Genomic DNA, 24,454 nt, shown 5'->3' with positions numbered 1-24,454 from the left:
GCTCCACCCGCTGAGTAGCGTGATCGGCATGACACATGCCGATCACAGCCGTACGGGCGGTTCCGGTCCCACCCGGGTCGACTTCTGGTTCGACGCCGCCTGCCCCTTCGCCTGGATCACCTCCCGCTGGCTGCTGGAGGTCGAGCGCCTGCGCCCGCTCGACCTCCGCTTCCGCCCCATGAGCCTCTACCTGCACAACACCGGCAACGATCTGCCGGACTGGTACCGGGACCTGGTCGACCGGTCGATCGGACCGGTGCGGGTCGCGGTGGCCGCGGCCGAACGGCACGGGGAGAAGGTGCTGCGCGACCTGTACACCGCGTTCGGCACCCGCATCCACGAGCGGAAGGCCGCGGACTTCGACGAGGTGATCGCCGAGTCGCTGGCCGAACTCGGACTGCCCGCCGACCTGTCGGACGCCGCTCACGACCCCTCGTACGACGCCGCGGTGCGCCGCGGTCACGACGCGGGCGCCGAGCCCGGGTCCGGCGGCTATGTGGGCACGCCCACGATCCACGTCGACGGCACGGTGTGGTTCGGTCCCGTCCTGCGGGCCGTTCCGCGTGGCGCCGAGGCCGCGGAACTCTTCGACAGTTTCCGGGTGCTGGCCCGCCACCCCGACTTCTTCGAACTCAAGCGCACCCGCTCGGGAGCGCTCCGCTTCGACTGATCCGAAGATCCCGGTCAGCGGGAAGCGGGTGGCCGATTAACGCCCCTGGGATGCGACGGGCGTTCCGGGCGGGTGACGCATCCGTCGGGTCGAACGCAGAACGAGGTACCGGCCGCGGTCCGACGTCACAGGGGAACGCCGGACCGTGGCCGGCGGTCCTGGCGCGCTTGCGGAGCGCCCGTCCCCCCGGGACCCGCGACAGGCGTGCCCCGCTCCACGGGGCGGTCCGCTGTCCGTTCCGTCGGAAGTGTCCGGCCTGGTCAATGGGCGCGGACCACTCGTACGGGTGATTATTTTCGGCCCTTTCCGCACGCGTGGGCGGAGCACCACCAGACTCCTGGGCATGGCCCGAGCCACCGCGTGGGTAACGTCGGCGGTCCCGGACCCCAGCCCGGTACGGCCCCTCCCAGACCAGGAGTCAGGACAGGACGATGAGCACGTACTACCACGGGAACATCAACGGCCCCGGTCACATGGGCTCCTACGGCCGCAAGGGCGGCAACGACGGACCCGACCCGGAGACCGTCTTCCGGCTCACCGAGGGACTCCTCGACGCGCTGCACGCCGAGCTCCCCGGGCTCGTCGTCCACGGGGAGGTCATCATGGCCGCGCTGGAGGAGGCCGCGGCGGACGGCGGCCCGCCCAACCGGGGCCGCATCCGCTCGAGCCTGGATGCCATCAGCATCGGAGCCCCGGCCGGCACCGGCAGCCTCGCCTTCACCCAGCAACTGGTGCACGTGCTGGACCTGTGAACGGGCCGGGCCCCGCCGCCACGGGGCCCGGCCGCGGGTCAGGCGCCGAGGGCCGTCCGGGCCGGCAGGCCCGCCGTGTCGTAACGGGCCAGCAGGAGCCGCGCCACCTCGGGGGCCGGGCCCAGGACGTCCGCCAGCACATCCGCCTCCGCCGCGCCGCGCGCGATGCGGTCCGGCAGGAAGCCGGGGGCGAGGACGTAGGGCGCCACGGCGACCCGTTCGCAGCCGAGGGCACGCAGTTCGCTCACCGCGTCCTCGGTGCGGGGAAGGGATGCGGAGGCGAACGCAGGCCGCACGGCGCACCAACCGGTGTGCCACCACTCCCGCGCGATATCGGCGAGCACTGCGATCGCCTCCGGGTCGGAGGACCCCGCCGAGGCCAGCACGACCCCGGTCGAGGACTTGTCGGCGGGCGTCAGCCCCGCCTCGTACAGGCGCCGTTCCAGCGCCGAAAGCAGCAGCGGCGACGGGCCCAGTACTTCGGCCTGGCGGATGCGCAGGCCGCGCGGCGCGTCCCGCAGGACCGCCGGGATGTCGGCCTTCGCGTGGAAGGCGCGGGTCAGCAGCAGCGGCAGCGCCACCACGTCCCGCACCCCCTCCGCGGCCAGTGACCTCAGTACCCCGTGCACGGAGGGGATGTTGAAGTCCAGGAAGCCGGTCTCCACGCGCAGCCCGGGCCGCAGCGACCGCACCCGCTCCACCAGGGCGTGCACGGTGGCGGCGTGCCGCGGGTCGCGGCTGCCGTGGGCGATCACCAGGAGGATGGGCCGAACCGGCTTGCCGTACACCGGAATCAGCTCTTCACCAGCAGGCCGCGACTGCGCAGCACCCACCGCTCGAGCGGGGAGAAGATGAGCAGGTCGATGGCGATACCGACGAACAGGATCAGGAAGATCGCCTCGAACACCATGGACATGGAGCTGGTGTTGCGGCCGTTCTCCAGCAACGCGCCCAAACCGAGGCCGAGGTCGGGGGAGGAGGCGATGATCTCCGCCGCCATCAGCGAGCGCCAGGAGAAGGCCCAGCCCTGCTTCAGGCCGGCCAGATAGCCCGGCAGCGCGGCCGGCAGCACGATGTGCCAGGCACCCTTCAGCCCCGTCGCGCCCATCGTGCGGCCCGCCCGCAGGAACAGCGGCGGCACCTGGTCGATGCCGGACACCAGGCCGTTGGCGATCGACGGCACCGCGCCGAGCAGGATCACCGCGTACATCATCTGGTTGTCCAGGCCCAGCCAGATCACCGCGGGCGGCACCCAGGCCACCGACGGCAGCGACTGCAGACCGGAGAGCACCGGCCCGATGGCCGCGCGCACGAACCTCACCCGGGCCACCAGCAGGCCCAGCGGGGTGCCGATGGCCAGCGCGAACAGGAAGCCCAGCAGACCGCGCGAGACGCTCGTCCAGATGTAGCCGAGCAGCTTGCCTTCCAGCCAGGCCCGCTTGAACTCGCCGCCCACGTCGGAGGGGGAGGGCAGCTTCGTCGGGTCGTCGACGATCCTGAGCGAGATCAGTGCCTGCCAGACGACCAGCACCACGACGGTGGCGACGATCGGCGGCAGGATCTTGCGGACGAAGGTCTGCCGGAACGGAGCCCGGCCCGCTACGGCGGTCTCAAGGGCGTCCAGGCCCGCCTCGACGCTTCCCGCGTCCGTGGCGGTCTTCGTCTCAGTGCTGGCCATGGCGGCGGATCTCCCCACGCAGTACTTCGGTGATCTCGAGGGACAGTTCGGCGACCGGGGCGTCCTCGATGCGCCGCGGCTGCGGGATGTCCACCCGCCACTCGCGGGCCACCCGGCCAGGACGGGACGACAGCAGCACCACCCGCTGCGCGAGCCGCACCGCCTCACGCACGTTGTGCGTGACGAACAGGACGGACAGCCCCGTCTCCGCCCAGATCCGGGTCAGTTCGTCGTGCAGCAGGTCGCGGGTGATCGCGTCCAGTGCGGCGAACGGCTCGTCCATCAGCAGCAACTGGCTGTCCTGCGCGAGCGCCCGGGCCAAGGCCACGCGCTGCCGCATACCGCCGGACAGCTCGTGCACCCGCTTGCCGTACGAGCCCTGCAGCCGGACCAGTTCGAGGAGCTGCTCGGCCCTGCCGCGCCGCTCGCTCTTCGGAACCCCCCTGAGCCTCAGGGCGAGTTCGATGTTCTTGCCCGCGGTCAGCCACGGGAACAGCGCGTGCTCCTGGAACATCAGGGCGGGGCGGCCGTGGGTCGCGATGCTGCCGGCGGTGGGCCGGTCGAGCCCCGCCACCAGGTTCAGCAGCGTCGACTTGCCGCAGCCCGAGGCACCCAGGAGGGTGACGAACTCGCCGGGAGCGACATCCAGTGTGATGTCGTCGAGGACGAGTTGTCGTCCGGCCGGCCCGGCGAAGGACTTCGAAACCTGCTCGATGCGCGCCGCGTACTCGACTGTCTCTGCTTCTTCGGCCTTGGCGAGGGCGGTTGCCATGGTCGTCACCTCCTGGGAACGCTCGGATCCGGACTCAGCCGACGCCGAGACCGGCGTCGTCGACGGTGCTCTCACCCTTGGCCTCGAGAACCCTGTTCAGCGGGGCGAGGTCGTAGATGCCCTTCAGCTTCGGGTCCTCCAGGAGGCCCGCCTCGACCGCGTGCCGTGCCTCGGTGCCGAGGGTCGCGGCCAGCGGGTCGTCGGTGATCTGGATGGACTTCCAGGCCGGGTCCAGGACGTCGGCCGGCAGCTCCTTGCCGGAGTCGATGCCGAGCTGCTTGTTCGCCGCGGCCTTGGCCTCGTCCGGATTGGCGTTGATCCACGCGTTGGTGTCGACCGATGCCTTCAGCACCGCCTCGACGGCCTTCGGGTGCTCCTTCAGGAACTTCTGCGACACGACGATGTTCGTGATCACGAAGTTCCTGCCGGGCCACAGCGACGCCTCGTCGAGCAGCACCTTGCCGCCCTCGGCGACCAGCTTGGACGCGGTCGGCTCCGGTACCCAGGCGCCGTCGATCGAATCGGACTTGAACGCGTCCGGGGTCACCTTGTTGTCGGTGCGGACGACGGAGACGTCACCCTTGCCGCTCTGCGCGTCGACCTTCCAGCCCTGCTCCGCGACCCAGTTGAGGAAGGCCACGTCCTGCGTGTTGCCGAGCTGGGGCGTCGCGATCCGCTTGCCCTCGACGTCCTTCAGGGACTTGATCTTCTCGGGGTTCACGACCAGCTTCACCCCGCCGGACGCCGAACCGCCGATGATGCGCAGGCTTCTGCCGTTCGACTTGGTGTAGCCGTTGACCGCCGGGGACGGGCCGAGCCAGCCGATGTCGACGGAACCCGAGTTCAGCGCCTCGATCTCGGACGGGCCGGCGTTGAACACCTGGTAGTCGGCCCTGGTCGCGCCGAGCGCCTGCTGGAAGAAGCCCTTCTGCTTGCCCACCAGCGCGGTCGCGTGGGTCAGGTTGCCGAAGTAGCCGATCTTCACGGAGTCCAGGCCGTCGATCTTCTTGGCTCCGGCGGCGATACGGGCGTTGGCGTTGTCGTCCTTCGCCTCGGACCCGTAGCCGCAGGCCGCGAGTGTCAGCAGGGGGAGGGCCGCTATCGCGGCCAGGCTGCGGCGAAGCGGGGTGGAACTGGCAGGCACGGGAGGCTTTCCTCTCGTTGGCCCGGCGGTCACGGTCTCTCAGGTCGTGGCCGGGAGCTCGGCAAAGGGTCTTCGTCGCTGGGCGCGCATGCGGTGCGCGTACGTCACCGCACACATCGGCCCACTCCCCCCTGCCCGCTGCCCAGGGCGCCGCTGCCGACGCGGCCGCCCTCCTTCGCGAACATCGAGTAGAAATCGGGGGAGTTCATGGTCAGAAGCCCCAGCCGTCGTCGTCGGGAGCATCCTTGACCGGCTCGGGGGAGGCGAACGACTCGCCGACCATGCCGGCGGTGAGCGTGGTCCCGTCGTTCGGGTCGATCAGGATGAAGGAGCCGGTGCGGCGCGAGTCCGCGTAGGAGTCGACCGGCAGCGGCTCGGCGGTACGGATCTTCACCCGGCCGATGTCGTTGGCGACGAGCTGCCCGGGGTGCGGGTGCAGGGAGAGGTCGTCGAGCGTGAGCCGGGAGGGGATGTCCTTGACGATCGCCTTGACCGTGCGGGTGCCGTGCTTGAGCAGCACCCGGTGCCCGACGGTCAGCGGCTGGTCGGCGACATGGCAGACGGTCGCCTCCACGTCCTGCGTGACGGGCGGGGCGTCCTTCGCCGGCACGATCAGATCGCCGCGCGAGACGTCGATGTCGTCCTCGAGCAGCACCGTCACCGACTGCGTCGTCCACGCCACGTCGACCGGCTCGCCCAGCAGGTCGATGCCGGAGATCCGGGTGGTACGCCCGGACGGCAGCACGGCGACCGGGTCGCCGACCCGGAAGGTGCCGGCGGCGATCTGGCCCGCGTAGCCCCGGTAGTCCGGGTGCTCGGCGGTCTGCGGCCGGATCACGAACTGCACGGGCAGCCGGGCGTGGCAGTGCGCCAGGTCGTGGCTGACCGGGACCGTCTCCAGGTGCTCCAGCACGGTCGGGCCGCCGTACCAGTCCATGTTCGCGGACGGCTCCACCACGTTGTCACCAATCAGCGCCGAGATCGGGATGGCGGTGACCTCCGGGACGCCCAGCTCGGTGGCGTACGCGGTGAACTCCTCGGCGATCGCGGCGAAGACGGACTCCTCGTACGCGACGAGGTCCATCTTGTTGACCGCGAGGACCACGTGCGGCACGCGCAGCAGCGCGGCGATCGCCGCGTGCCGGCGGGTCTGCTCGACCACGCCGTTGCGGGCGTCGACGAGGACCACCGTCAGCTCGGCCGTGGAGGCACCCGTCACCATGTTGCGGGTGTACTGCACATGGCCGGGGGTGTCGGCGAGGATGAACCGGCGCCGGGGCGTGGCGAAGTAGCGGTAGGCCACGTCGATGGTGATGCCCTGTTCCCGCTCGGCGCGCAGGCCGTCGGTGAGCAGCGCCAGGTCCGGGCCCTCCTGGCCGCGACTCGCGGACGCCCGCTCCACGGCCTCCAGTTGATCGGTGAGGACCGACTTGGAGTCGTGCAGCAGCCGCCCGACGAGCGTGGACTTGCCGTCGTCGACGGAGCCGGCGGTGGCGAACCGCAGCAGGGTGGTCTCCGAGAGCGTCTCGGTCGTGGTGGTGCTCATGCTTAGAAGTACCCCTCGCGCTTGCGGTCTTCCATCGCGGCCTCGGAGAGCTTGTCGTCGGCGCGGGTCGCGCCCCGCTCCGTGAGCCGGGACGCGGCGATCTCGGCGATGACGGCGTCCAGCGTGGTCGCGTCGGAGTCGACGGCGCCGGTGCAGGACATGTCGCCGACCGTGCGGTAGCGCACCAGGCGCTTCTCGACGGTCTCGCCGTCCTTGGCGCCGCCCCACTCGCCGGCCGTCAGCCACATCCCCGCCCGCTGGAACACCTCGCGCTCATGGGCGAAGTAGATCTCCGGCAGCTCGATGCCCTCGCGGGCGATGTACTGCCAGACGTCCAGCTCGGTCCAGTTGGACAGCGGGAAGACGCGGACGTGCTCGCCCGGGGCGTGCCGTCCGTTGTACAGGTTCCACAGCTCGGGGCGCTGCCGGCGCGGGTCCCACTGGGAGAACTCGTCCCGCAGGGAGAACACCCGCTCCTTGGCGCGGGCCTTCTCCTCGTCGCGCCGCCCGCCGCCGAACACCGCGTCGAACTTCTCGCTCTGGATCTTCTCCGTCAGCGGAAGGGTCTGCAGCGGGTTACGGGTGCCGTCGGGACGCTCCTTGAGCACACCGCGGTCGATGTAGTCCTGTACGGACGCCACATGGAGTCGCAGTCCATGTTCGCCGACCACACGGTCCCGGTACTCGAGCACCTCGGGGAAGTTGTGTCCCGTGTCCACATGAAGCAGCGAGAAGGGGATCGTGGCTGGGGCGAACGCCTTCAGCGCGAGGTGCAGCATCAGGATCGAGTCCTTGCCACCGGAGAAAAGGATCACCGGGTTCTCGAACTCGCCCGCGACCTCGCGGAAGATGTGCACCGCCTCGGACTCCAGCGCGTCCAGGTGCGACAGGGCGTACGGAGTGTCCGTACCCTCGCCACCGGTCGCGGTCTCGGCGACGGTCGTCATGCCAGTCCCCTCTCACTGAGCAGGGCATGCACCGAGACCGCGGACTCCCGTACGGTCTGGTGCTGCGATTCGATCCGCAGGTCGGGTGTCTCGGGCTCCTCGTACGGGTCGTCCACGCCCGTCAGCCCCGACAGCTCACCCGCCGCCTGCTTGGCGTACAGCCCCTTCACGTCCCGCACCGAGCACACCTCGACCGGGGTCGCCACATGGATCTCCAGGTACGGCGTCCCGTTCTCGGTGTGCCGCTTGCGCACGGCCTCACGGCTGTCCGCGTAGGGCGCGATCACCGGAACCAGCGCCTTCACACCGTTGCGGGCGAGCAGTTCGGCGACGAAGCCGATGCGCCGCACGTTGGTGTGCCGGTCCTCGCGGCTGAAGCCGAGGCCCGCCGAGATGAACTCGCGGATCTCGTCGCCGTCGAGCACCTCGACGCGGTGGCCCTCGGCGCGCAGCCGGCCGGCCAGCTCGTACGCGATGGTGGTCTTGCCGGCGCTCGGCAGGCCCGTGAGCCAGACGGTGGCTCCGGTGGTCACGTGGTTCTCCTGGGTGTCGGTGGCTTCGGTGAGAGCAGTAACTGCCGGACCTGCGGGCGAGGCGTGCGTAGCCGTGTACGCCGTCATCCGTGCAGCCCGCACTCGGTCTTGGAGCGCCCCGCCCAGCGGCCGGCGCGCGCGTCCTCGCCCTCCAGGACGCGGCGGGTGCAGGGGGCGCAGCCGATGGAGGGGTAGCCGTCCGTCAGCAGCGGGTTGGTGAGCACGCCGTGCTCGGCGACGTAGGCGTCCACGTCGTCCTGGGTCCAGCGGGCGATGGGGGAGACCTTGACCTTCCGCCGCTTCTCGTCCCAGCCGACGACCGGGGTGTTCGCGCGGGTCGGGGACTCGTCGCGGCGCAGGCCGGTCGCCCACGCCTGGTAGCCCTCCAGACCCTCCTCCAGCGGCTTCACCTTGCGCAGCGCGCAGCACAGGTCGGGGTCGCGCTCGTGCAGCTTCGGGCCGTACTCCGCGTCCTGCTCGGCGACCGTCTGCCGCGGTGTGAGGGTGATGACGTTGACGTCCATCACGGCCTCCACGGCGTCCCGGGTGCCGATGGTCTCCGGGAAGTGGTAGCCGGTGTCGAGGAAGACGACGTCCACGCCCTTGCGGACGCGGGAGGCGAGATGGGCCACCACGGCGTCCTCCATGGAGGAGGTGACGCAGAACCTCGCCCCGAAGGTGTCGACCGCCCACTGGAGGATCTCCAGCGCGGAGGCGTTCTCCAGGTCCCGGCCCGCCTGCTCGGCGAGCTGCTTCAACTCCTCGGCCGTGCGCTCCTGCTGAGCGGTCGTCATGCTCCGTCGCCCCCTTGGTCGTCGGCTTGCTTCAGCCCCCGGGCCAGCAGCCCGAGGAACTTGAGCTGGAATGCTCGGTTGCACGCCCCGCACTCCCATGCGCCGTGCCCCTGCTCGCCCGGCCGCAGGTCCTCGTCGCCGCAGTAGGGGCAGTAGAACGGCGCCGCCCTCTCACTCACGACAGGGCCTCCCTTCTACTGGAAGCTCGGTTCGCCTCCGGGGCGCCTGTTGCCGGTGCCGGGAGAACGACCGTGCTCAGCCCTTCGGGCCTCCGGGCTCCCCCACGCTCGAACGCGCTCGCGCGGGGGGACCCCCATGCCCTCTCGGCACCGGCGCGCCCCTTCGGCTCGCTCGCCCGACTCACGACAAGGCCTCCTCGGAAGCACGCGCCGCCCAGGTGGCGAAGCGCTCGCCGTCCTCGCGTTCGGCCTGGTAGCGCCCAAGGACCCGCTCGATGTAGTCGGGCAGCTCGGCCGAAGTGACCTTCAGGCCGCGGACCTTGCGGCCGAAGCCCGCCTCCAGGCCGAGCGCGCCGCCGAGGTGCACCTGGTAGCCCTCGACCTGGTTGCCGTCGTCGTCCAGGACCAGTTGGCCCTTGAGACCGATGTCCGCGACCTGGATACGGGCGCAGGCGTTCGGGCAGCCGTTCAGGTTGATGGTGATCGGCTGGTCGAAGTCCGGCAGGCGGCGCTCGAGTTCGTCGATCAGCTGCGCGCCGCGCTGCTTGGTCTCCACGATGGCCAGCTTGCAGAACTCGATGCCGGTGCAGGCCATGGTGCCGCGCCGGAAGGAGGACGGCCGGGCGGTGAGGTCCAGCGCCTCCAGGCCCTCGACCAGCGAGTCGACCTGGTCCTGCTCGACGTCGAGGATGATCATCTTCTGCTCGACGGTGGTGCGGACCCGGCCCGAGCCGTGCGCCTCCGCGAGGTCGGCGATCTTCGTCAGGGTGGCGCCGTCGACCCGGCCGACGCGCGGGGCGAACCCGACGTAGAACCGGCCGTCCTTCTGCCGGTGCACACCGATGTGGTCGCGCCACTGCCGGACCGGCTGCTCGGGCGCGGGGCCGTCGATCAGCTTGCGGCCGCCCAGGTACTCGTCCTCCAGCACCTGGCGGAACTTCTCCGGGCCCCAGTCGGCGACCAGGAACTTCAGGCGGGCCCTCGTACGAAGCCGGCGGTAGCCGTAGTCACGGAAGATCGAGACGACGCCCTCGTAGACGTCGGCGACCTCGTCCAGCGGCACCCAGGCGCCGAGCCGCACGCCCAGCTTCGGGTTGGTGGACAGGCCGCCGCCGACCCACAGGTCGAAGCCCGGCCCGTGCTCGGGGTGCCGTACGCCGACGAACGCCACGTCGTTGATCTCGTGCACCACGTCCAGCAGCGGCGATCCCGAGATGGCCGTCTTGAACTTCCGGGGGAGGTTCGAGTACGCCTTGTTGTTGAGGACCCGGCGCTTCATCTCCTCCAGCGCCGGCGTGCCGTCGATGATCTCGTCCTCGGCGATGCCCGCGACCGGCGAGCCGATCATCACACGCGGGGTGTCACCGCACGCGGTGACGGTCGACAGGCCGACGCCCTCGAGCCGGTCCCAGATCTGGGGCACGTCCTCGATGCGGATCCAGTGGTACTGGACGTTCTGCCGGTCGGTGATGTCCGCGCTGCCCCGCGCGAACTCCTGCGAGATCTCACCGATGACCCGGAGCTGCTCCGTGGTGAGCGCGCCGCCGTCGATCCGCACCCGGAGCATGAAGAACTCGTCGTCCAGCTCCTCCGGCTCCAGGATCGCGGTCTTGCCGCCGTCGATCCCGGGCTTGCGCTGGGTGTACAGGCCCCACCAGCGCATCCGGCCGCGCAGGTCACCGGGGTCGATCGAGTCGAAGCCCCGCTTCGAGTAGATCGTCTCAATGCGTGTCCGCACATTGAGACCGTCGTCGTCCTTCTTGGCCTGCTCGTTGGCGTTGAGCGGGGTGAAGTGGCCTGCGGCCCACTGACCCTCACCGCGGTGACGGCTCACCTTGCGGCGGGGCGCGGAGGCGGCAGGGTTCTGCGGGGTGGCGGCCATGGTTGTTACGTCCTTCGGGACAGGCGGAAAGCGCAGCTCTGACCTGCGCATGCGGGCGCATGAGGGCATGCCTGCGCGTCGTTGCGCAGCAGGGAATCAAGTGCGGGGAGATCGGCGGTGCTGGAGCTGTCAGCTCGCCGGACAGATGGCGCTGGACATGCGGCCGAGGTCGACGTGCCGCCGACTCACCAAGGCAATTCCAGTTCCAGGCATGACGGAAGCGTGTCACGCGGATCTCTGGCCAGTCCACCTTCGTCCGTAATATGGACGGAACTATTCTGAATGGCGAGACGGAGTGTTGTGGGTCACGCTCCGGGTCAGGGTTCAAGGGCGTCAAGGGGGCCACGGGGCCAGGGGGTCAGGCTCCGGGCCACGGGCCGGGCGTCGCCACCTCCGGCTCCAGTTCCACCTTGGTGTCGAACAGCCGGAACCCGCGCCGCTGGTAGTTGTCCATGGCGAACTCGCCGTCCTTGCTGCACGTGTGCACCCACACCCGCTTCGTCGGCGTCCGCCCGGGCCACCGCTCGGCCAGGTCCCAGGCGCGGGCCGCGCCGTACGAGAGCAGGTGGCCGCCGATGCGGCGGCCGCGGAAGGCGGGGATCAGGCCGAAGTAGACGATCTCGACCACGCCCTCGTCCTGCGCCTCCAGCTCGACGTATCCGGCGGGGGTGCCGCGCTCGTAGGCCACCCAGGTCTCGACACCCGGACGGGCCAGGTACTCCTGCCACCGCGCGTAGGTCCACCGGAGCCGGTCCGTCCAGCGGATGTCGCCACCGACCGAGGCGTAGAGGAAGCGGCTGAACTCGGGGGAGGGGACCTCGGCTCGGACGATCCGGACGTCGCCCTCGGGGGCGGCGGCCGGCAGGAGGTCGGCCGGCGAGTTCTGTTCCAGGGACCAGGTGGTGACGGTGACGCTGCTCATGCGGGCCAGGGAACCATCCCACCGGCCCGCCTGTCGATCGGCGAGGTCACTCCGCCCGGCCCCCGTCCCGGTGGAGCGGCCCGTCGGCCGGCCGTCACTTCAGCGAGCGGTCGAGCGCTGTCAGGGGCACCGCGAACAGCATGCGGTCGGAGAGGGACCACACCTCGCCCGTCTCCTCCCAGTACGACAGGGAGCCCGCCGACTCGGCCCAGCAGTGGTGGGAGGCGTCGAAGCCGCAGCGTGCCGCCTTGGCGTCCTCGCTGTCCTGGCGCCACAGGCCGCCGTGCCCGTCTCCCGTGCCGGACGCCCGTCCCACGTACCAGGACGGGAAGCCCGCCCCGGCCCGCCGGTGGGACAGCACGCCGCTGATGCCGGTCACCCGGGTCCGGTACGCCTCGATCGCGTCCGCCCGCCCGGCGGCATCGGTGGCGAGCAGTCCGCTGCGCGCGGGGGAGCTGTCGAACGCGTACCGCCACAGCCGGGTGCGCCGGTCGCTGCCGGGCGCGGTCCGTTCGACGGCGACGAGGCTGTCGGGCGCGGTGCCGCGGTCCAGGGAGAGGGTGGCCGGACAGGGTGGTCCGGAGGGGGTGCAGCGGCCGGCGGTGAAGCGGTAGGAACCGACGGCGGGCATCACGTACTCATAGCCCTCGGCGGACCAGCCGCCGGGCACCCGGCCGATCACGGGCATGTCCGCCGTGGTGCGCTGGATGCGGTCGAGGTCGTACACGTAGAGCGCGTCGGAGCTGCCGGTCCGGGTGGTGACCAGCAGCTTGTCCTGGTACCAGACCATGCCGGACAGGGTGGAGGACAGACCGCGGTAGTCCCGGCCGCCGTCGACGGGCACCACCAGCAGTACCCAGCGGTAGACGGGCCGGGCGGGGTCGTCGGCGTCGACGAAGGCGACCCGGGCCAGGCCGCGGCCGGCCGCGGTACGGGTCCAGCCGGTGAGGATCACCCGGTGGGTGCCCCAGACGCCGTCGCCGTCGGCGTCGCCGGAGGTGGTGACGGAGTGCGGCCGCCAGGTGGTGTCGGCGGCGTCGGCCCGGTCCCAGCAGTAGGCGCGGCCGGCGGACGGGGCGACGGGCAGGGTCGCCCGGTCGTCCGGGGCGCAGTCGGCGGCCTCGCGCAGGGTGCGGTCGGCGCTCCCCAGTACGGCGCTCACGCCGACCGGGCGGCCCATGGACGCGGCGAGCCTGTTCAGGTCGCGGGTGGGCACCAGGTGCTCCTGGAGCCTGAGCCGGGCGGTGTCCGGGGCGGAGGTCAACGGCTTGAGCGCGCCGGGGCTCTCGGCGACCTCGGCCTGCGAGGCGCTGATCAGCGTGGCGGCCGCGGTGAGCGCCAGCGCCGTCCCGGTGAGGACCGCGCGCAGGGCCGTGCCCCGTCTGCGCCGGCGGTGTCTGCCGCCATGCTTCATGTCGCTCTCCTTTCGGGCTCCTTCGCCGCCGTGGCGCTTCAGCCGGTGTCGAGAGACCGACCGTGCTCAGCCCTTCGGGCCTCTGCGCGCTCGGTCTCTCGACACCGGCGCGCCCCTTCGGCTCACTCGCTGCCCGAGCGGGCCAACTGCGCCTGATGGTCCGTACGTTGACCGAGGAGCAGGTGGGGAGGCCCACAGGGGATGCTACGGCAGTAAGGGGCGGCGCAGGGGCAAGACCCCCAAATACGCGAAAGACACCCACGCAAACCGGGCGGTCCGCCCGTGACGCCGGTTCTCGGACGCCGCCGTCCGGCCCGCCGTCACTGCGCGCCCGCGGCCGCCCGCCGCCGTGCGGCCACGGCCGGTGCCACCGACTGGGGCAGCAGGTCACAGGGGTTGCCGGGCAGCAGCACCTCCACCTCCGCGTCCTCGCGGAATCGATACGGCCGATGCTGCAGCAGATCCCCCAGGTAGCGCCGGACCCTGGACATCTCCGCCCGCACCGTCACGGTTCTGGACGGATCGCCGAACAGGTCCTCCGCCAGGGCCGCCGCCCCCCGCCCGCCGCGGTGTTCGGTGAGCAGGTACAGCAACTCGGCGTGCCGGGGACTGAGCTCCCGGGACCAGGAGCCGGCCGCCCCGAACACGGTCACCGAGGTACGGGCCGCCCGGCTCAGGTCCAGCCGGATCCGGCTCGCGGTGCCCGGCGGCGGCTCGTCCGCCACCCGCAGCAGCCAGCCCCCGGCCAGCGGCTCCACCGCGCAGTGGCCCAGCGGCGGCAGCCACCGGCGCCCCGGGGACAGTGACTTGGGCAGGCCGAGCCGCCGCACGTACGGCAGCCCGGTCACGGCCGCCGCCCAGCCGTGCCGGTCCACCACCAGCGCCCGGCCGTCCAGCCGGGCCAGCACCGGCGCGCCCACCGTGCGCAGCCGCTCCAGCGAGTCCTGGTGCAGCTCCCGCAGCCGGGCCTCGGCGAGTTTGGCGACGGAGTCCACCCAGGAGAGGGTCGCCGGATGCATGGTGCGCAGCGGGCCACTGACGTCCACCACCCCGATGAGCCTGCCGTCCCTGGGGTCGGTGATCGGGGCGCCCGTACAGGTCCAGGAGGCGTGCGAGCGGACGAAGTGCTCGGCGGCGAACACCTGCACCGGCCGACGCACCACCGCGGGGGTGCCCACGCCGTTGGTGCCGACGACGTCCTCCCGCCAGTCCGCGCCGAGTTCAAAGCCGAGGCCGTCGGCCTTGCGCAGCACCCGCGGCGACCCCTCCCGCCACAGCACGCGCCCCTCGGCGTCGGCGACGACCATGATGTGCTGGGCGACGTCCGCGACCGAAAGCAGTCCCTCGCGCAGCACCGGCAGCACGTGCCGCAGCGGTGACTCCTCGCGCCTGCGCCGCACTTCGTCGGCGGACAGCAGACCGGACCTGAAATCGTGGTCGGGGTCGACGCCGCTGCGCAGCATCCGTCCCCAGGACTGCTCGATCACCGGCCGGGGCGCGATCCGCGCGCGCTGCCCGGCGAGTGTCGCCTCACGCACCTCGCTCAGCACCCGCGCCGCCCGCGCCGCGTCCACGGCGGCCAGACGCGCCAGGTTCATCGGCGGGTTCACCACGGGTGATCCTCCCGGAAGGGCCTCGGACACACTTGTCAAGCCATACCGGGCGGCGGTTTCCGGTCGGCTTCAGTGCACATACTGCCGCCGGGCGCATGCCGGAGGCACAGACTCCGCGCACAGTCATCAATAAGTTGCAACCCCCTGCAACCCTGGTGAACCGCACGAGGACACCCGAGACTTGTCGACGGCGCCGCCCACGGGCGGCGTTCTGGCCTTTCAACGGGCCCATTCAGCGGGGGTGGTGCCGTGTCGGCGCAGCACCACCCCCGTGACGTGTGCCCGTGAGGGGGCAGGGCGGTCCGGGTCAGGACACCGGCCGCGCCCGCTCCACCACCGAGGCCAGGTCCAGGCCCGCGGGCAGCGTGCCGAACGAGGCGCCCCGGTCACCGCCGAGCCGGGAGGCGCAGAACGCGTCGGCGACCTCCGGCGGTGCGAACCGCACCAGCAGCGACCCCTGGAGCACCAGAGCGAGCCGCTCCACCAGCCGCCGGGCCCGGCCCTCGATGCCGTCCAGGTCGGCCAGTTCGGTGAACAGGTCCTTCACCGCCCGGTCCAGCCGGTGGTCGGCGCCGTGCGCCCGCCCGATCTCGGTGAGGCAGGCGTCCAGCGCGTCCGGCTCTCGCCGCAGCGCCCGCAGCACGTCCAGCGCCTGTACGTTCCCCGCGCCCTCCCAGACGGAGTTCAGCGGCGACTCCCGCACCAGCCGGGGCAGGCCCGACTCCTCGACGTACCCGTTTCCGCCCAGGCACTCGGCGGCCTCCACCGCCACCGGGGCGCAGCGCTTGGTGATCCAGTACTTGGCGGCCGGCACCGCGAGCCGCAGGAAGGCGCGCTCCTGCTCGCCCCCGTCGTCGTAGGCGGCGGCGAGCCGGAGCGCCAGCGTGGTCGCGGCCTCGGACTCCAGCGCGAGGTCGGCCAGCACATTGCGCATGAGCGGCTTGTCGATCAGCCTGCCGCCGAACGCCTCCCGGTGCTCGCAGTGGTGCACCGCCTGCGCCACCGCCTGCCGCATCAGCCCGGCCGAGCCGAGCGCGCAGTCCAGCCGGGTCGCGGCGACCATGTCGATGATCGTACGGACCCCGCGCCCCTCCTCGCCGACCACGCGCGCCCAGGTGCCGTCGAACTCGACCTCGGCGGAGGCGTTGGACCGGTTGCCCAGCTTGTCCTTCAGCCGCTGGATCAGGAACGTGTTGCGGCTGCCGTCGGCGAGGACACGCGGCACGAGGAAGCAGGTGAGCCCTCCCCCCTCGTCTTCGGCGCGGGAGGCACCCCCAGGGGCCTGCGCGAGCACGAGGAAGCCGTCCGACATGGGTGCCGAGCAGAACCACTTGTGCCCGGTCAGCGCGTACGTCCCGGCCTCGGTGAGTGGCCGGGCCCGCGTGGTGTTGGCCCGTACGTCGCTGCCGCCCTGCTTCTCGGTCATGCCCATGCCGAACAGGACGCCGGCCTTCTCGGCGGCGGGCCGGAGCCCGCGGTCGTAGATGGTGGACGTCAGCCGCGGCTCCCACTCGGCGGCCAGCGCCGGATCGGCCCGCAGCGCGGGCACGGCCGCGTGGGTCATCGACAGCGGACAGCAGTTGCCCGCCTCGACCTGGGTCCACACCAGGAACCCGGCCGCCCGGCGCACATGCCCCGCCGGCCTGGTCCAGGCGCCGGTGAGGCCCGCCGAGACGCCCTTGCCGAGCACGCGGTGCCAGGCCGGGTGGAAGTCCACCTCGTCGATCCGGTGGCCGTAGCGGTCGTGCGTGCGCAGCCGCGGCGGGAACTCGTTCGCCTGCGCCCCCCACTCCTGCACCTGCTCCGACCCGGCGGCCCGGCCCAGGGCGGACAGTTCCGCGCGCACCTCGTCCAGCACCTCGGCGGCGGTGTGCCGATCGACGGCCTCCACGAGGGCCCGGTCGGCGCCGAAGACGTCGTAGCCCACCAGCGCGGGCGGCTGGTTCGTCACGGTGTGCGTCGGGTTGCCTGCCATGACTGCGAACCTACCCGCGATCGCGCCGATGCTGCCCCCGGAGCGCCGCGGCCCCGGTCCGGAGCGCGTCGGGCCCGGTCGCCCACCCCCGGAAGGTGAGGGCGGCCCGGTGCGGCGGATACCGTTAGGTCGTGCAGCCAGGAAGTGAAACCCCCGAGCGGCCCGCCGGCCGTCTCCACCGGGCCAGAGCCCTCTACCGGAACGTATCCAAGCGCAGGACGGCCTGGCTGCTTCTCAAGGACACCGTCAACTCCTGCATGGAGTACCGCATCCTGGGCCTGGCGGCCGAGGCGGCGTTCTTCACGCTGCTGTCCGTGCCGCCGCTGCTGCTGAGCCTCATCGGCCTCCTCGGCTACGTCGACGCCTGGACCGGTGCCGACAGCATCCACAGCCTGGAGAACAACATCCTCGAGGCCTCCCGCACCGTCCTGTCCGACAAGGGCGTCAAGGAGATCGCCGAACCGATCCTGCACGACGTGATGGCGGGCGGCCGGCCCGACGTCATCTCCATCGGCTTCCTGTTCGCCCTGTGGTCCGGCTCCCGGGCGGTGAACGTCTTCATCGACACGATCACCGTGATGTACGGCCTCGACGGCGTGCGCGGCATCGTCAAGACCCGGATCATGGCGTTCCTGCTGTTCATCGTGGCCCTGCTGATCGGCTCGGTCGCGCTGCCGCTGATGGTGGCCGGACCGGACGCGGTCGTGCGGATCGTGCCCTGGTCGGCGACGCTCGTGCAGGTCCTGTACTGGCCGGTCGTCCTCGTCCTGTCGGTCGTCTTCCTGACGACGCTCTACCACGTCTCCGTGCCCGTGCGCTCTCCGTGGATCGAGGACGTGCCCGGCGCCCTGGTCGCCCTCGCCATGTGGCTCGTGGGCAGCCTGCTGCTGCGCATCTACCTCACCCACACCATCGAGGGCGCCACGATCTACGGCTCTCTGGCCGCCTCCGTCGCCGTCCTGCTGTGGATCGGTGTGTCGGCCTTCGCCGTGCTCGTCGGCGCGGCGGTGAACGCCGCCATCGACCGGGTCTGGCCCGCCGCCGCCACGGCCGCCGCCCGTGAGGCGAACGAGCGGGTGCGCGAGGCGCAGGTCGCCGAGTACGTCGCCTGGGCCGCCGCGGCCCGCGAGAGCGACCCGGACGACCCTGACATGCCCTCCGAGTTCCCCGAGCGCTGGTCCCGCTTCCTCCCCCCGGAGGACGTGACGGCCCGCCTGCGCACCCATGCCAGGAACCCGCACCACCACACGCACAAGGGGGAGGGGGCGGCCGGAGGGACCGGAGCGGCCGGTCCGGCCGGATCCAACGGTGTGAACGGCGTCAACGGGAAGCACGGCAAGAACGGCGACACGCCTCCGTACGGGAAGTGACCGCCCGCGCGGGCTCCCGTCCCGGGGACCGTGCCGCCACCCGTCGCGCCCCCGGCGGCGTAGCCTGGCGCTCGTGTACGAGGAACGGCCGTCCCGGCTCACCGGCGCCGTGGTGTGGCGCCGCACCCCCGAGGACCCCGCCACCCGGCCGGTACTGCCCGACGGCTGCATGGACCTGCTGTTCAGCGAGGGCAGGCTGCTGGTCGCCGGTCCCGACACCCGTGCCCACACCCCCGGCGGCCCGCCCCGCGCCTGGGCGGGCCTGCGTTTCTTCCCCGGCACCGCGCCCGCCCTGCTCGGCGTACCGGCCCAAGAGCTGCGCGACACCCGTGTCGAACTGACCGACCTGTGGCCCGCCGCCCGGGTCCGGCGGCTGCGCGACCGTGTCGCGGCGGCACCCGAGGCGGCGACGGCCCTGGAGGACATCGCCCTGCACTGGGCCGCCGAGTCCGAGGGCCCCGACCCGCTGCTGCGCCGGCTGGTGGAGTGCCTGGACGCGGGCCGCCCGGTGGCGGCCACGGCCATCGAACTCGGCATCGGCGAACGCGCGCTGCACCGCCGCTGCCTGACCGCGTTCGGCTACGGCCCCAAGACGCTGGCCCGCATCCTGCGCCTCCAGCGCGCCCTGGCCCTGGCCCGCCGCGGGGTGCCGTACGCCGAGACGGCGGCCCGCACCGGCTACGCGGACCAGCCGCACCTCGCCCGCGACGTGCGGCGACTGGCGGGCCGGACGCTGGGCGAGCTACTTGGCGGCTAGCGGGGCGAACAGGTCGACGCCGTTGCCGTCGGGATCGTGCACGGTGGCGTACCGCTGGCCCCAGAACGCGTCCCACGGCTTCAACTCGCCGTGGTACCCGGCGCCCACCAGATCCTCGTACACGGCGTCGACCCCGGCCGGCGAGCCGCAGTGGAAGGCGAGCCCGACCCGTCCACCGGCGGCGGGCGGCCGCCACGCCGGGTGGAAGGACCGGACGGTCTCCTCGGTGTCCAGCGCGAGCACCAGCCCGCCGGGCAGCTCGGCCTCGACATGCGGCTGTGTCTCGGCCCCCTCCGGGAAGACCAGCCCGAGGCGGCGGTAGAAGGCGAGCGAGGCGGCCAGATCGGAGGCCACCACGCCGATCACGGCGAATCGTGGAGTCATGGACCCACGGTAGGCAGGGACCGGGCGCCCGGTCTTGAAGAAAACGGACAGGGGCCGGACCCCGTCAGACGTCCCTGGTCAGCTTCAGGAAGGCGGCCCAGGAGGCGGGGGCGACCATGACGTGGGGAGCGCTGGGGGTCTTGGAGTCGCGGATGTGGATGGCGGTGGGGGCGGTGGCTACTTCGAGGCACGCGCCGCCTTCATCGCCACTGTGACTGGACTTGAACCACTCAAGTGTGGTGCCGCTCATTGCTCTCCCAGAAGACGGTCCAACTGGTCCCTCGTGTCTTCGGCGTTGAGGGCCTGCGTTCGCAGCATCGCATACTTCTGGGTAAGGATCGCCACCTTGTTCGGGTCGCCGATCAACTGGCTGCCCTGCTGTGTCTCGCTGTATGCGAGCCGCTGGTACTCGGGCGTCTCCAGAAGGATGAACGGGCCGTTGAGCCCGGCGTGCGAGGTACGGCCCAGCGGCAGGATCTGAAGGGTCACCCCCGGCAGGTCGGCGAACGCCCGCAGATGCCCGAGCTGTTCGCGATACACATCGTCGCCGCCCAACCGGTCCCTCAGCGCCGCCTCCCAGAGCACGAAGCTCGTCGTCGGAGGTGACTTCTGGTGCAGGATCTCCTGTCGCTCGATGCGTGCCGCGACCATGCGCTCGATCTCGTCCTCCTCGTAGACCGGAACGCGGCCCTGGAAGACCGCCCGTGCATAGGCTGCGGTCTGGAGCAGGCCGGGGACCACCAAGGCCTCGTACCAGGAGATCGTGATCGCCTCCCGCTCACAGTCCAGGTACTCCTCCGCCCACATCGGAACGAGATCGACTTCCGGCATCCTGCTCAGTGCGACCGACAACACCCCCTTGGTGTTCAGGAGTTCGTCCAACTGCTCCGCGAGGTCCGGCTTCAGTGGGCGTCTGCCCTGCTCGATCGAGGCGATCTGCTGCTCGCCGACGACGAACCGCTCGCCCAGCGACCTCTGCGTGTACCCGGCGGCCTCGCGGTGGAGGGCGAGCAGCGCACCCACCATCCGCATCGCCGAGGCGTTCCTCCGTGCCCGTCGGCTCGTTCCCATACGGTCGAACTCCCCACACCTGTGCCTGTGTTCACCACCCCGCACCCGTACAAACGAGCTGTACGTGCGCAGGTGGCGGCGGGCATGGGCGCGCTGTCATGGCCGCGCGGCTCCTCGTGCGGTGACACAGGACGGCGGCCGGGCACCCCGTGCGGGAGGTGCCCGGCCGTCAACCGATTCCGCCCCCGCCCCGATGTCAACGAGCGGGCGGGGCCCCGCGACTGGCCCGCCGCACCAACCGGGTCGACAGCTCGGTACGTGTCCCCTCCGGCCGCTCGCCGCTCATCATCCGCACCAGCAGCCGCAGCGCCGTCGCCGCCATCTCCGCGAGCGGCGGACGGACGGTGGTCAGCGCGGACTGACCCAGCGGGCCTCGGGCGGATCAGCGCTTCCCACGACAGCCGCGCGTCAACCGCCCGGTGCCCGAGTCGCGCTGTTCCGGCCGGTGCCGGCCCGGTCAGGCCTGGAGCCGCGCGGCGGCCGCTGAGCCGGGGTGGGGAGGGGCGTCGGCGGACTCGCGGCGGCGCACCCACTGCCTTCCGTCGTCGGCGGCGAGCAGCGCGTACACCGCACCCGCGGACAGGGCGCCGGCGAGCCAGGACAGGTCGATACCGTGCAGGCGCAGCGAGAGCGGGCCCCGCAGCGCACCCACCGAGCCGTCCATGAACAGCCACGTGAAGACCACGCCGACGGCGAAGGCGAGGATCGCGCGCCAGCGCACGTCGGGCAGACGGCGGCTGCCGACGGCGTCGAAGAGGTGATCGAACGAGGTCACCTTCCGCTCGATCACGCCGTAGTGGACCAGGACGATCGCCGCCCACGGCGCGACCCAGCCGACCAGGCCGGCGAGCCAGGCGTCGAGCACCCCGGCGATGTCGTCCTGGAGGATGAAGAAGACGCAGGCCATCAGGGCGACGGCACCGACGGCGACGGTCAGCGGGCGGCGGCCGGCCCGGATGTCGAGGGTCTGGGCGGCCATGCTGAACGAGTAGATGTTGAGCACGTTGGTGGCGACGGGGCCGTGCAGCACCAGCAGCAGGACCGGTATCGCGAGTCCGCCGTAGTTCTCCACGATCAGCTGGCCGGGGTCGACCGAGCCGTTCTTGGTGGCGAGGGTGGCGCCGAGGAGACCGAGCCACACGACGGGGATGATCTGCCCGGCGACGCTGGCGCCGTACAGCTTGCGCCGGGACGCGGTCGGGCTGACGAAGCGGGCGTAGTCGCCGGCGTACGTGAACCAGGTGATGCCCCAGCCGATGCCGATGGCGGTCATGACGATCGACATGGCGCTGATCCGGGCGGTGCCGGTCAGGGTGCCGCCGGCCGGGCCCGCGTAACCCCAGTCGATGTGCAGGAAGAACCAGGCGAAGACCGACATGAGCGCCAGCACCGCCAGGGTGGGCGGTACCGTCCAGCGTTCGAAGGCGGCGATGGCCCGGTAGCCGGCCAGCGAGACGGCGACCTGGACCGCCATGACGAGGGCGGCGACGACGATCTTGACCGCCGTGTTGCCGGCGTGCGGGTCGAGTATGCCGAGCTTGCCGAGCAGGGCCACCACCAGGTCGAGCACGATCCAGGTGTTCACCGCGCACCACCCGACCACGACGATCGCCTGGACGGCCGTCGGCAGGTAGTTGCCGCGCCGTCCGAACACGGCTCGGCCGATCACCATCCCGGTCGCGCCGGTGCGCTGGCCGAGCAGGACGAAGAAGCCGAACACGGCCATCCCGACCAGATTGCCCAGGACCAGCACGGTCATGGTGTCCCACAGGCCGAGACCCATGGTCACGCCGAGGGCGCCGAGGACCCAGTTGATGGGCGCGATGTTGGCGCCGGCCCAGATCCAGAACTGGCCGCTGATCCTTGCGTTGCGCCCCGAGGCGGGGAGGGGGCGGAGGTCCTCCTCCAGGTCCTGGAGGCCTCCCGCCCTGTCCTCGGTGGTGGTCATCCGGGTTCCTTTCGCCGGACCCGGCGCTTGCGACGGGCCGTTGACTCACACCTTCGACCGACGGGGTCTCCGACGGTTGTTGCACGTGTAGTTGAGCGCGTCACGAGAGGACGGATTGTAGGGCGTAACTGATCGTCGGCGGACCTGATCCCGGATCAATGAGGCCGGCGGCCCGCAGGCCGGCGGCCGCCGCCACCCGGAGTGGGCCGCGCCGCCGGTGCGGCCGCCGGCCCGCGTCCCCCGTACAGCCCAACGCGGACTCTGTGCGCCGGAATACATCCGCGCGGTGTGGTGCTCTGAAGTGAGCGGTGCTTGATCGGTGCCCGGGTGGCCCGGCGGCGGGGGTCGGGCGTGGTGAAGGGCTGGTGGGTGATGGCGGCAGAGGAGTCGACGGGCCCCGTGGTCGGAACGCCCCACGGGGCCGTACGCGGCCGGTACGAGCGCGGTGTCGCGGTGTTCCGGGGGATTCCGTACGCCGCTCCGCCCTTCGGGCCCCGCCGGTTCCGGCCGCCCGAGCCGGCCGAGCCGTGGGACGGGGTGCGGGACGCCGGTGCCTTCGGGCCGACGGCGCCGAAACCGCCGTACTCCGAGGCCTTCGCCCGGTATCTGTCCGACCCCGTCGTCGCCGGTGACGACTGCCTGAACCTCAACGTGTGGACCCCCGAGCCGGGCCCAGGTGCCCGCCTCCCGGTACTGATGTGGCTGCACGGGGGTGCCCTGACCAGGGGATCCTCCGCTGTACCTGTCTACGGTGGACACGCGTTCGCACGGGACGGGGTCGTGCTCGTCTCGGTCAACTACCGGCTCGGAGTCGAGGGCTACGGACTGTTCCCGGACGCGCCGCCCAACCCCGGCCTGCGCGACCAGCTGGCCGCTCTGCGCTGGGTGCGCGACAGCATCGCCGCCTTCGGTGGCGACCCGGACAACGTCACCCTGTGCGGACAGTCGGCCGGCGCGATCAGCGTCGGCGCCCTGATCGCCGCACCCCAGGCCCAGGGCCTGTTCCGGCGGGCGGTGCTGCAGAGCGGCGCACCGGAGATCTCGGAGCGCGACCGGGTGCGGCGCATGGTGCGCCGCATGGCCGGCCGGCTGAAGATCCCGGCCACCGCCGAGGCCTTCGCCGCCGTCGACCGCGAACTGCTGCTGCGCACCCAGGCCGAGGTGGGGCGGCGGAGCAGCCCCGTGCTGGGCGGCCCCGCCTTCGGCATCGTCGTCGACGGGGACCTCGTACCCCGCGACCCGCTCAAGGCCCTGATCGACGGCGAGGCGGCCCGGGGCGCCGACCTGCTCATGGGCTGGACCCGGGACGAGTACCGGCTGTGGCTGGTGCCCGGCGGCCTGGTCGAGCGGGTGGACCGGCTCGGCACGGTCGCCCTGGCCGGGGCCATGGCCCGCTGCCACGCCGGCCACGACGTGCCCCGCGGCTACCGTGCCGCGCGCCCCGACGCCGGCACCGCCGAGATCGTCGGCCAGATGGTCACCGACCACCTGCTCCGGCTGCCGCTGCAGCGGCTCGCCGACGCCCGACCGGGCGGCTCCTACCTCTACGAGTTCGCCTGGCCGTCCCTGGTCCCCGGACTCGGCGCCTGCCATGCGCTCGAACTCGGGTTCGTCTTCGACACCGGGGAGGTGCCGGAGTCGGTCAAGCTGGCCGGGGCGGGCGCGCCGCAGGCGCTGTGCGACACGATGCACTCGGCCTGGGTGCGGTTCGCCGCGACCGGCGACCCCGGCTGGCAGGCCTGGGACGCCTCGCATCCGGTGCGGATCTTCGACGGCGGTGAGCCGTGTGTCGCGTACGGTCCGCGCGACGCCGAACTCGGTCTGTGGCCGACCGCCGCCACCATCCCGGAGCCGTCGTCCGCCTCCGGCGTCAAGGCGCCGGGAGCCGCACGGGCCGCGGCGGTGCGGCGCCTGCGCCGCTCGGTCGCCGTCCGGCGCCGGTGACACCGCGTCCGATGCCGATGCCGATGCCGATGCCGATGCCGGCGCTGGTGACACCGGCAACGGCAGGACGGCCGACGGCGCGGATGCCGGTCACGCCGGCGGCGGAACGGTGACAGGGCGGAGCCGGCACCGGCACGGCAGCGGGAAACGCTCGTCCCC

At 72.0% G+C, this 24,454-nt stretch carries 24 protein-coding genes and 1 pseudogene; 5 read left to right on the top strand and 20 right to left on the bottom strand.

Annotated features, from left to right (window positions below; genetic code table 11):
- Nucleotides 1-28: 28 nt before the first annotated feature.
- The gene (locus ACFVVO_RS04965) at nt 29-670 is read left to right on the top strand and encodes a DsbA family protein (protein ID WP_390051819.1); all 642 of its coding nucleotides are present in this window, start codon (nt 29-31) and stop codon (nt 668-670) included.
- Between the two features lie 431 nt (nt 671-1,101).
- Nucleotides 1,102-1,422, top strand: coding sequence for a hypothetical protein (locus ACFVVO_RS04960; RefSeq protein WP_390051817.1), 321 nt, complete (start codon nt 1,102-1,104; stop codon nt 1,420-1,422).
- A 38-nt stretch (nt 1,423-1,460) separates the two neighbouring features.
- Here ACFVVO_RS04960 and ACFVVO_RS04955 read toward each other — a convergent pair whose 3' ends face one another.
- From ACFVVO_RS04955 to ACFVVO_RS04885, 15 genes are all read right to left on the bottom strand, one after another.
- Nucleotides 1,461-2,210, bottom strand: coding sequence for a sirohydrochlorin chelatase (locus tag ACFVVO_RS04955; protein WP_390051815.1), 750 nt, complete (start codon nt 2,208-2,210; stop codon nt 1,461-1,463).
- Nucleotides 2,211-2,215: 5 nt separating this feature from the next.
- A complete protein-coding gene (locus ACFVVO_RS04950) occupies nt 2,216-3,100 on the bottom strand; it encodes an ABC transporter permease (protein WP_390051813.1) in 885 nt (294 codons plus the stop codon).
- Complete coding sequence (locus ACFVVO_RS04945; RefSeq protein WP_390051811.1) at nt 3,087-3,872, bottom strand: ABC transporter ATP-binding protein; 786 nt, start codon at nt 3,870-3,872, stop codon at nt 3,087-3,089. The genes ACFVVO_RS04950 and ACFVVO_RS04945 overlap by 14 nt, the downstream gene beginning before the upstream one ends.
- 34 nt (nt 3,873-3,906) lie before the next feature.
- Nucleotides 3,907-5,016, bottom strand: a complete 1,110-nt coding sequence (locus ACFVVO_RS04940) for an aliphatic sulfonate ABC transporter substrate-binding protein (RefSeq protein WP_390051810.1) — start codon at nt 5,014-5,016, stop codon at nt 3,907-3,909.
- Between the two features lie 211 nt (nt 5,017-5,227).
- On the bottom strand, nt 5,228-6,562 hold the full coding sequence (locus ACFVVO_RS04935) for a sulfate adenylyltransferase subunit 1 (RefSeq protein ID WP_390051808.1): 1,335 nt from the start codon (nt 6,560-6,562) through the stop codon (nt 5,228-5,230).
- A 2-nt stretch (nt 6,563-6,564) separates the two neighbouring features.
- On the bottom strand, nt 6,565-7,509 hold the full coding sequence (cysD, locus tag ACFVVO_RS04930; RefSeq protein WP_390051806.1) for a sulfate adenylyltransferase subunit CysD: 945 nt from the start codon (nt 7,507-7,509) through the stop codon (nt 6,565-6,567).
- Nucleotides 7,506-8,129, bottom strand: coding sequence for an adenylyl-sulfate kinase (gene cysC / locus ACFVVO_RS04925; protein WP_390051805.1), 624 nt, complete (start codon nt 8,127-8,129; stop codon nt 7,506-7,508). The genes cysD and cysC overlap by 4 nt, the downstream gene beginning before the upstream one ends.
- Nucleotides 8,126-8,836: a phosphoadenylyl-sulfate reductase gene (locus ACFVVO_RS04920; RefSeq protein ID WP_390051803.1), complete on the bottom strand. Its 711-nt coding sequence runs from the start codon at nt 8,834-8,836 to the stop codon at nt 8,126-8,128. The genes cysC and ACFVVO_RS04920 overlap by 4 nt, the downstream gene beginning before the upstream one ends.
- Entirely contained in the window at nt 8,833-9,015 is a 183-nt protein-coding gene (locus ACFVVO_RS04915) for a hypothetical protein (protein WP_390051802.1), read from the bottom strand. Before ACFVVO_RS04915 ends, ACFVVO_RS04920 begins: the two co-directional genes overlap by 4 nt.
- A 181-nt stretch (nt 9,016-9,196) precedes the next feature.
- Nucleotides 9,197-10,897, bottom strand: coding sequence for a nitrite/sulfite reductase (locus tag ACFVVO_RS04910; protein WP_390051800.1), 1,701 nt, complete (start codon nt 10,895-10,897; stop codon nt 9,197-9,199).
- A 129-nt stretch (nt 10,898-11,026) separates the two neighbouring features.
- Nucleotides 11,027-11,110 carry a putative leader peptide gene (locus ACFVVO_RS04905; protein WP_310739661.1) on the bottom strand — a complete coding sequence of 28 codons (84 nt, stop codon included), beginning with the start codon at nt 11,108-11,110 and terminating at the stop codon, nt 11,027-11,029.
- Nucleotides 11,111-11,255: 145 nt separating this feature from the next.
- Complete coding sequence (locus ACFVVO_RS04900) at nt 11,256-11,819, bottom strand: GNAT family N-acetyltransferase (protein ID WP_390051798.1); 564 nt, start codon at nt 11,817-11,819, stop codon at nt 11,256-11,258.
- 94 nt (nt 11,820-11,913) lie between these two features.
- Nucleotides 11,914-13,233: a hypothetical protein gene (locus tag ACFVVO_RS04895; RefSeq protein WP_390051796.1), complete on the bottom strand. Its 1,320-nt coding sequence runs from the start codon at nt 13,231-13,233 to the stop codon at nt 11,914-11,916.
- A gap of 320 nt (nt 13,234-13,553) precedes the next feature.
- Complete coding sequence (locus ACFVVO_RS04890) at nt 13,554-14,831, bottom strand: GAF domain-containing protein (protein WP_390052340.1); 1,278 nt, start codon at nt 14,829-14,831, stop codon at nt 13,554-13,556.
- Between the two features lie 322 nt (nt 14,832-15,153).
- On the bottom strand, nt 15,154-16,821 hold the full coding sequence (locus ACFVVO_RS04885) for an acyl-CoA dehydrogenase family protein (protein WP_390051795.1): 1,668 nt from the start codon (nt 16,819-16,821) through the stop codon (nt 15,154-15,156).
- A gap of 131 nt (nt 16,822-16,952) precedes the next feature.
- Here ACFVVO_RS04885 and ACFVVO_RS04880 point away from each other — a divergent pair, with 131 nt between their 5' ends.
- Together ACFVVO_RS04880 and ACFVVO_RS04875 are read left to right on the top strand one after the other, a co-directional pair.
- On the top strand, nt 16,953-18,191 hold the full coding sequence (locus ACFVVO_RS04880; protein WP_390051793.1) for a YihY/virulence factor BrkB family protein: 1,239 nt from the start codon (nt 16,953-16,955) through the stop codon (nt 18,189-18,191).
- 73 nt (nt 18,192-18,264) lie between these two features.
- Nucleotides 18,265-18,948: a helix-turn-helix domain-containing protein gene (locus ACFVVO_RS04875; RefSeq protein ID WP_390051792.1), complete on the top strand. Its 684-nt coding sequence runs from the start codon at nt 18,265-18,267 to the stop codon at nt 18,946-18,948.
- Here ACFVVO_RS04875 and ACFVVO_RS04870 read toward each other — a convergent pair.
- From ACFVVO_RS04870 to ACFVVO_RS04850, 5 genes and pseudogenes are all read right to left on the bottom strand, one after another.
- Nucleotides 18,934-19,332 carry a VOC family protein gene (locus tag ACFVVO_RS04870; RefSeq protein ID WP_390051790.1) on the bottom strand — a complete coding sequence of 133 codons (399 nt, stop codon included), beginning with the start codon at nt 19,330-19,332 and terminating at the stop codon, nt 18,934-18,936. The two genes, ACFVVO_RS04875 and ACFVVO_RS04870, sit on opposite strands and share 15 nt — an antisense overlap.
- Before the next feature lie 64 nt (nt 19,333-19,396).
- Nucleotides 19,397-19,582 (bottom strand): DUF397 domain-containing protein, encoded by a 186-nt coding sequence (locus ACFVVO_RS04865; protein ID WP_390051789.1) that lies wholly within the window; start codon nt 19,580-19,582, stop codon nt 19,397-19,399.
- Nucleotides 19,579-20,403, bottom strand: coding sequence for a helix-turn-helix domain-containing protein (locus ACFVVO_RS04860; RefSeq protein WP_390051787.1), 825 nt, complete (start codon nt 20,401-20,403; stop codon nt 19,579-19,581). Before ACFVVO_RS04860 ends, ACFVVO_RS04865 begins: the two co-directional genes overlap by 4 nt.
- A gap of 196 nt (nt 20,404-20,599) precedes the next feature.
- A pseudogene (locus ACFVVO_RS04855) lies at nt 20,600-20,805 on the bottom strand (substrate-binding domain-containing protein); the annotation flags it as partial.
- A gap of 55 nt (nt 20,806-20,860) precedes the next feature.
- Nucleotides 20,861-22,351, bottom strand: a complete 1,491-nt coding sequence (locus tag ACFVVO_RS04850; RefSeq protein WP_390051785.1) for a purine-cytosine permease family protein — start codon at nt 22,349-22,351, stop codon at nt 20,861-20,863.
- Between the two features lie 372 nt (nt 22,352-22,723).
- Between ACFVVO_RS04850 and ACFVVO_RS04845 the strand changes: the two genes are divergently transcribed.
- Nucleotides 22,724-24,295 (top strand): carboxylesterase/lipase family protein, encoded by a 1,572-nt coding sequence (locus ACFVVO_RS04845; RefSeq protein ID WP_390052338.1) that lies wholly within the window; start codon nt 22,724-22,726, stop codon nt 24,293-24,295.
- Nucleotides 24,296-24,454 lie beyond the last annotated feature (159 nt).

This window comes from Streptomyces sp. NPDC058145 (assembly GCF_042884245.1).
GTDB lineage: Bacteria > Actinomycetota > Actinomycetes > Streptomycetales > Streptomycetaceae > Streptomyces.
This window is presented reverse-complemented; position numbering and strand designations above follow the sequence as displayed.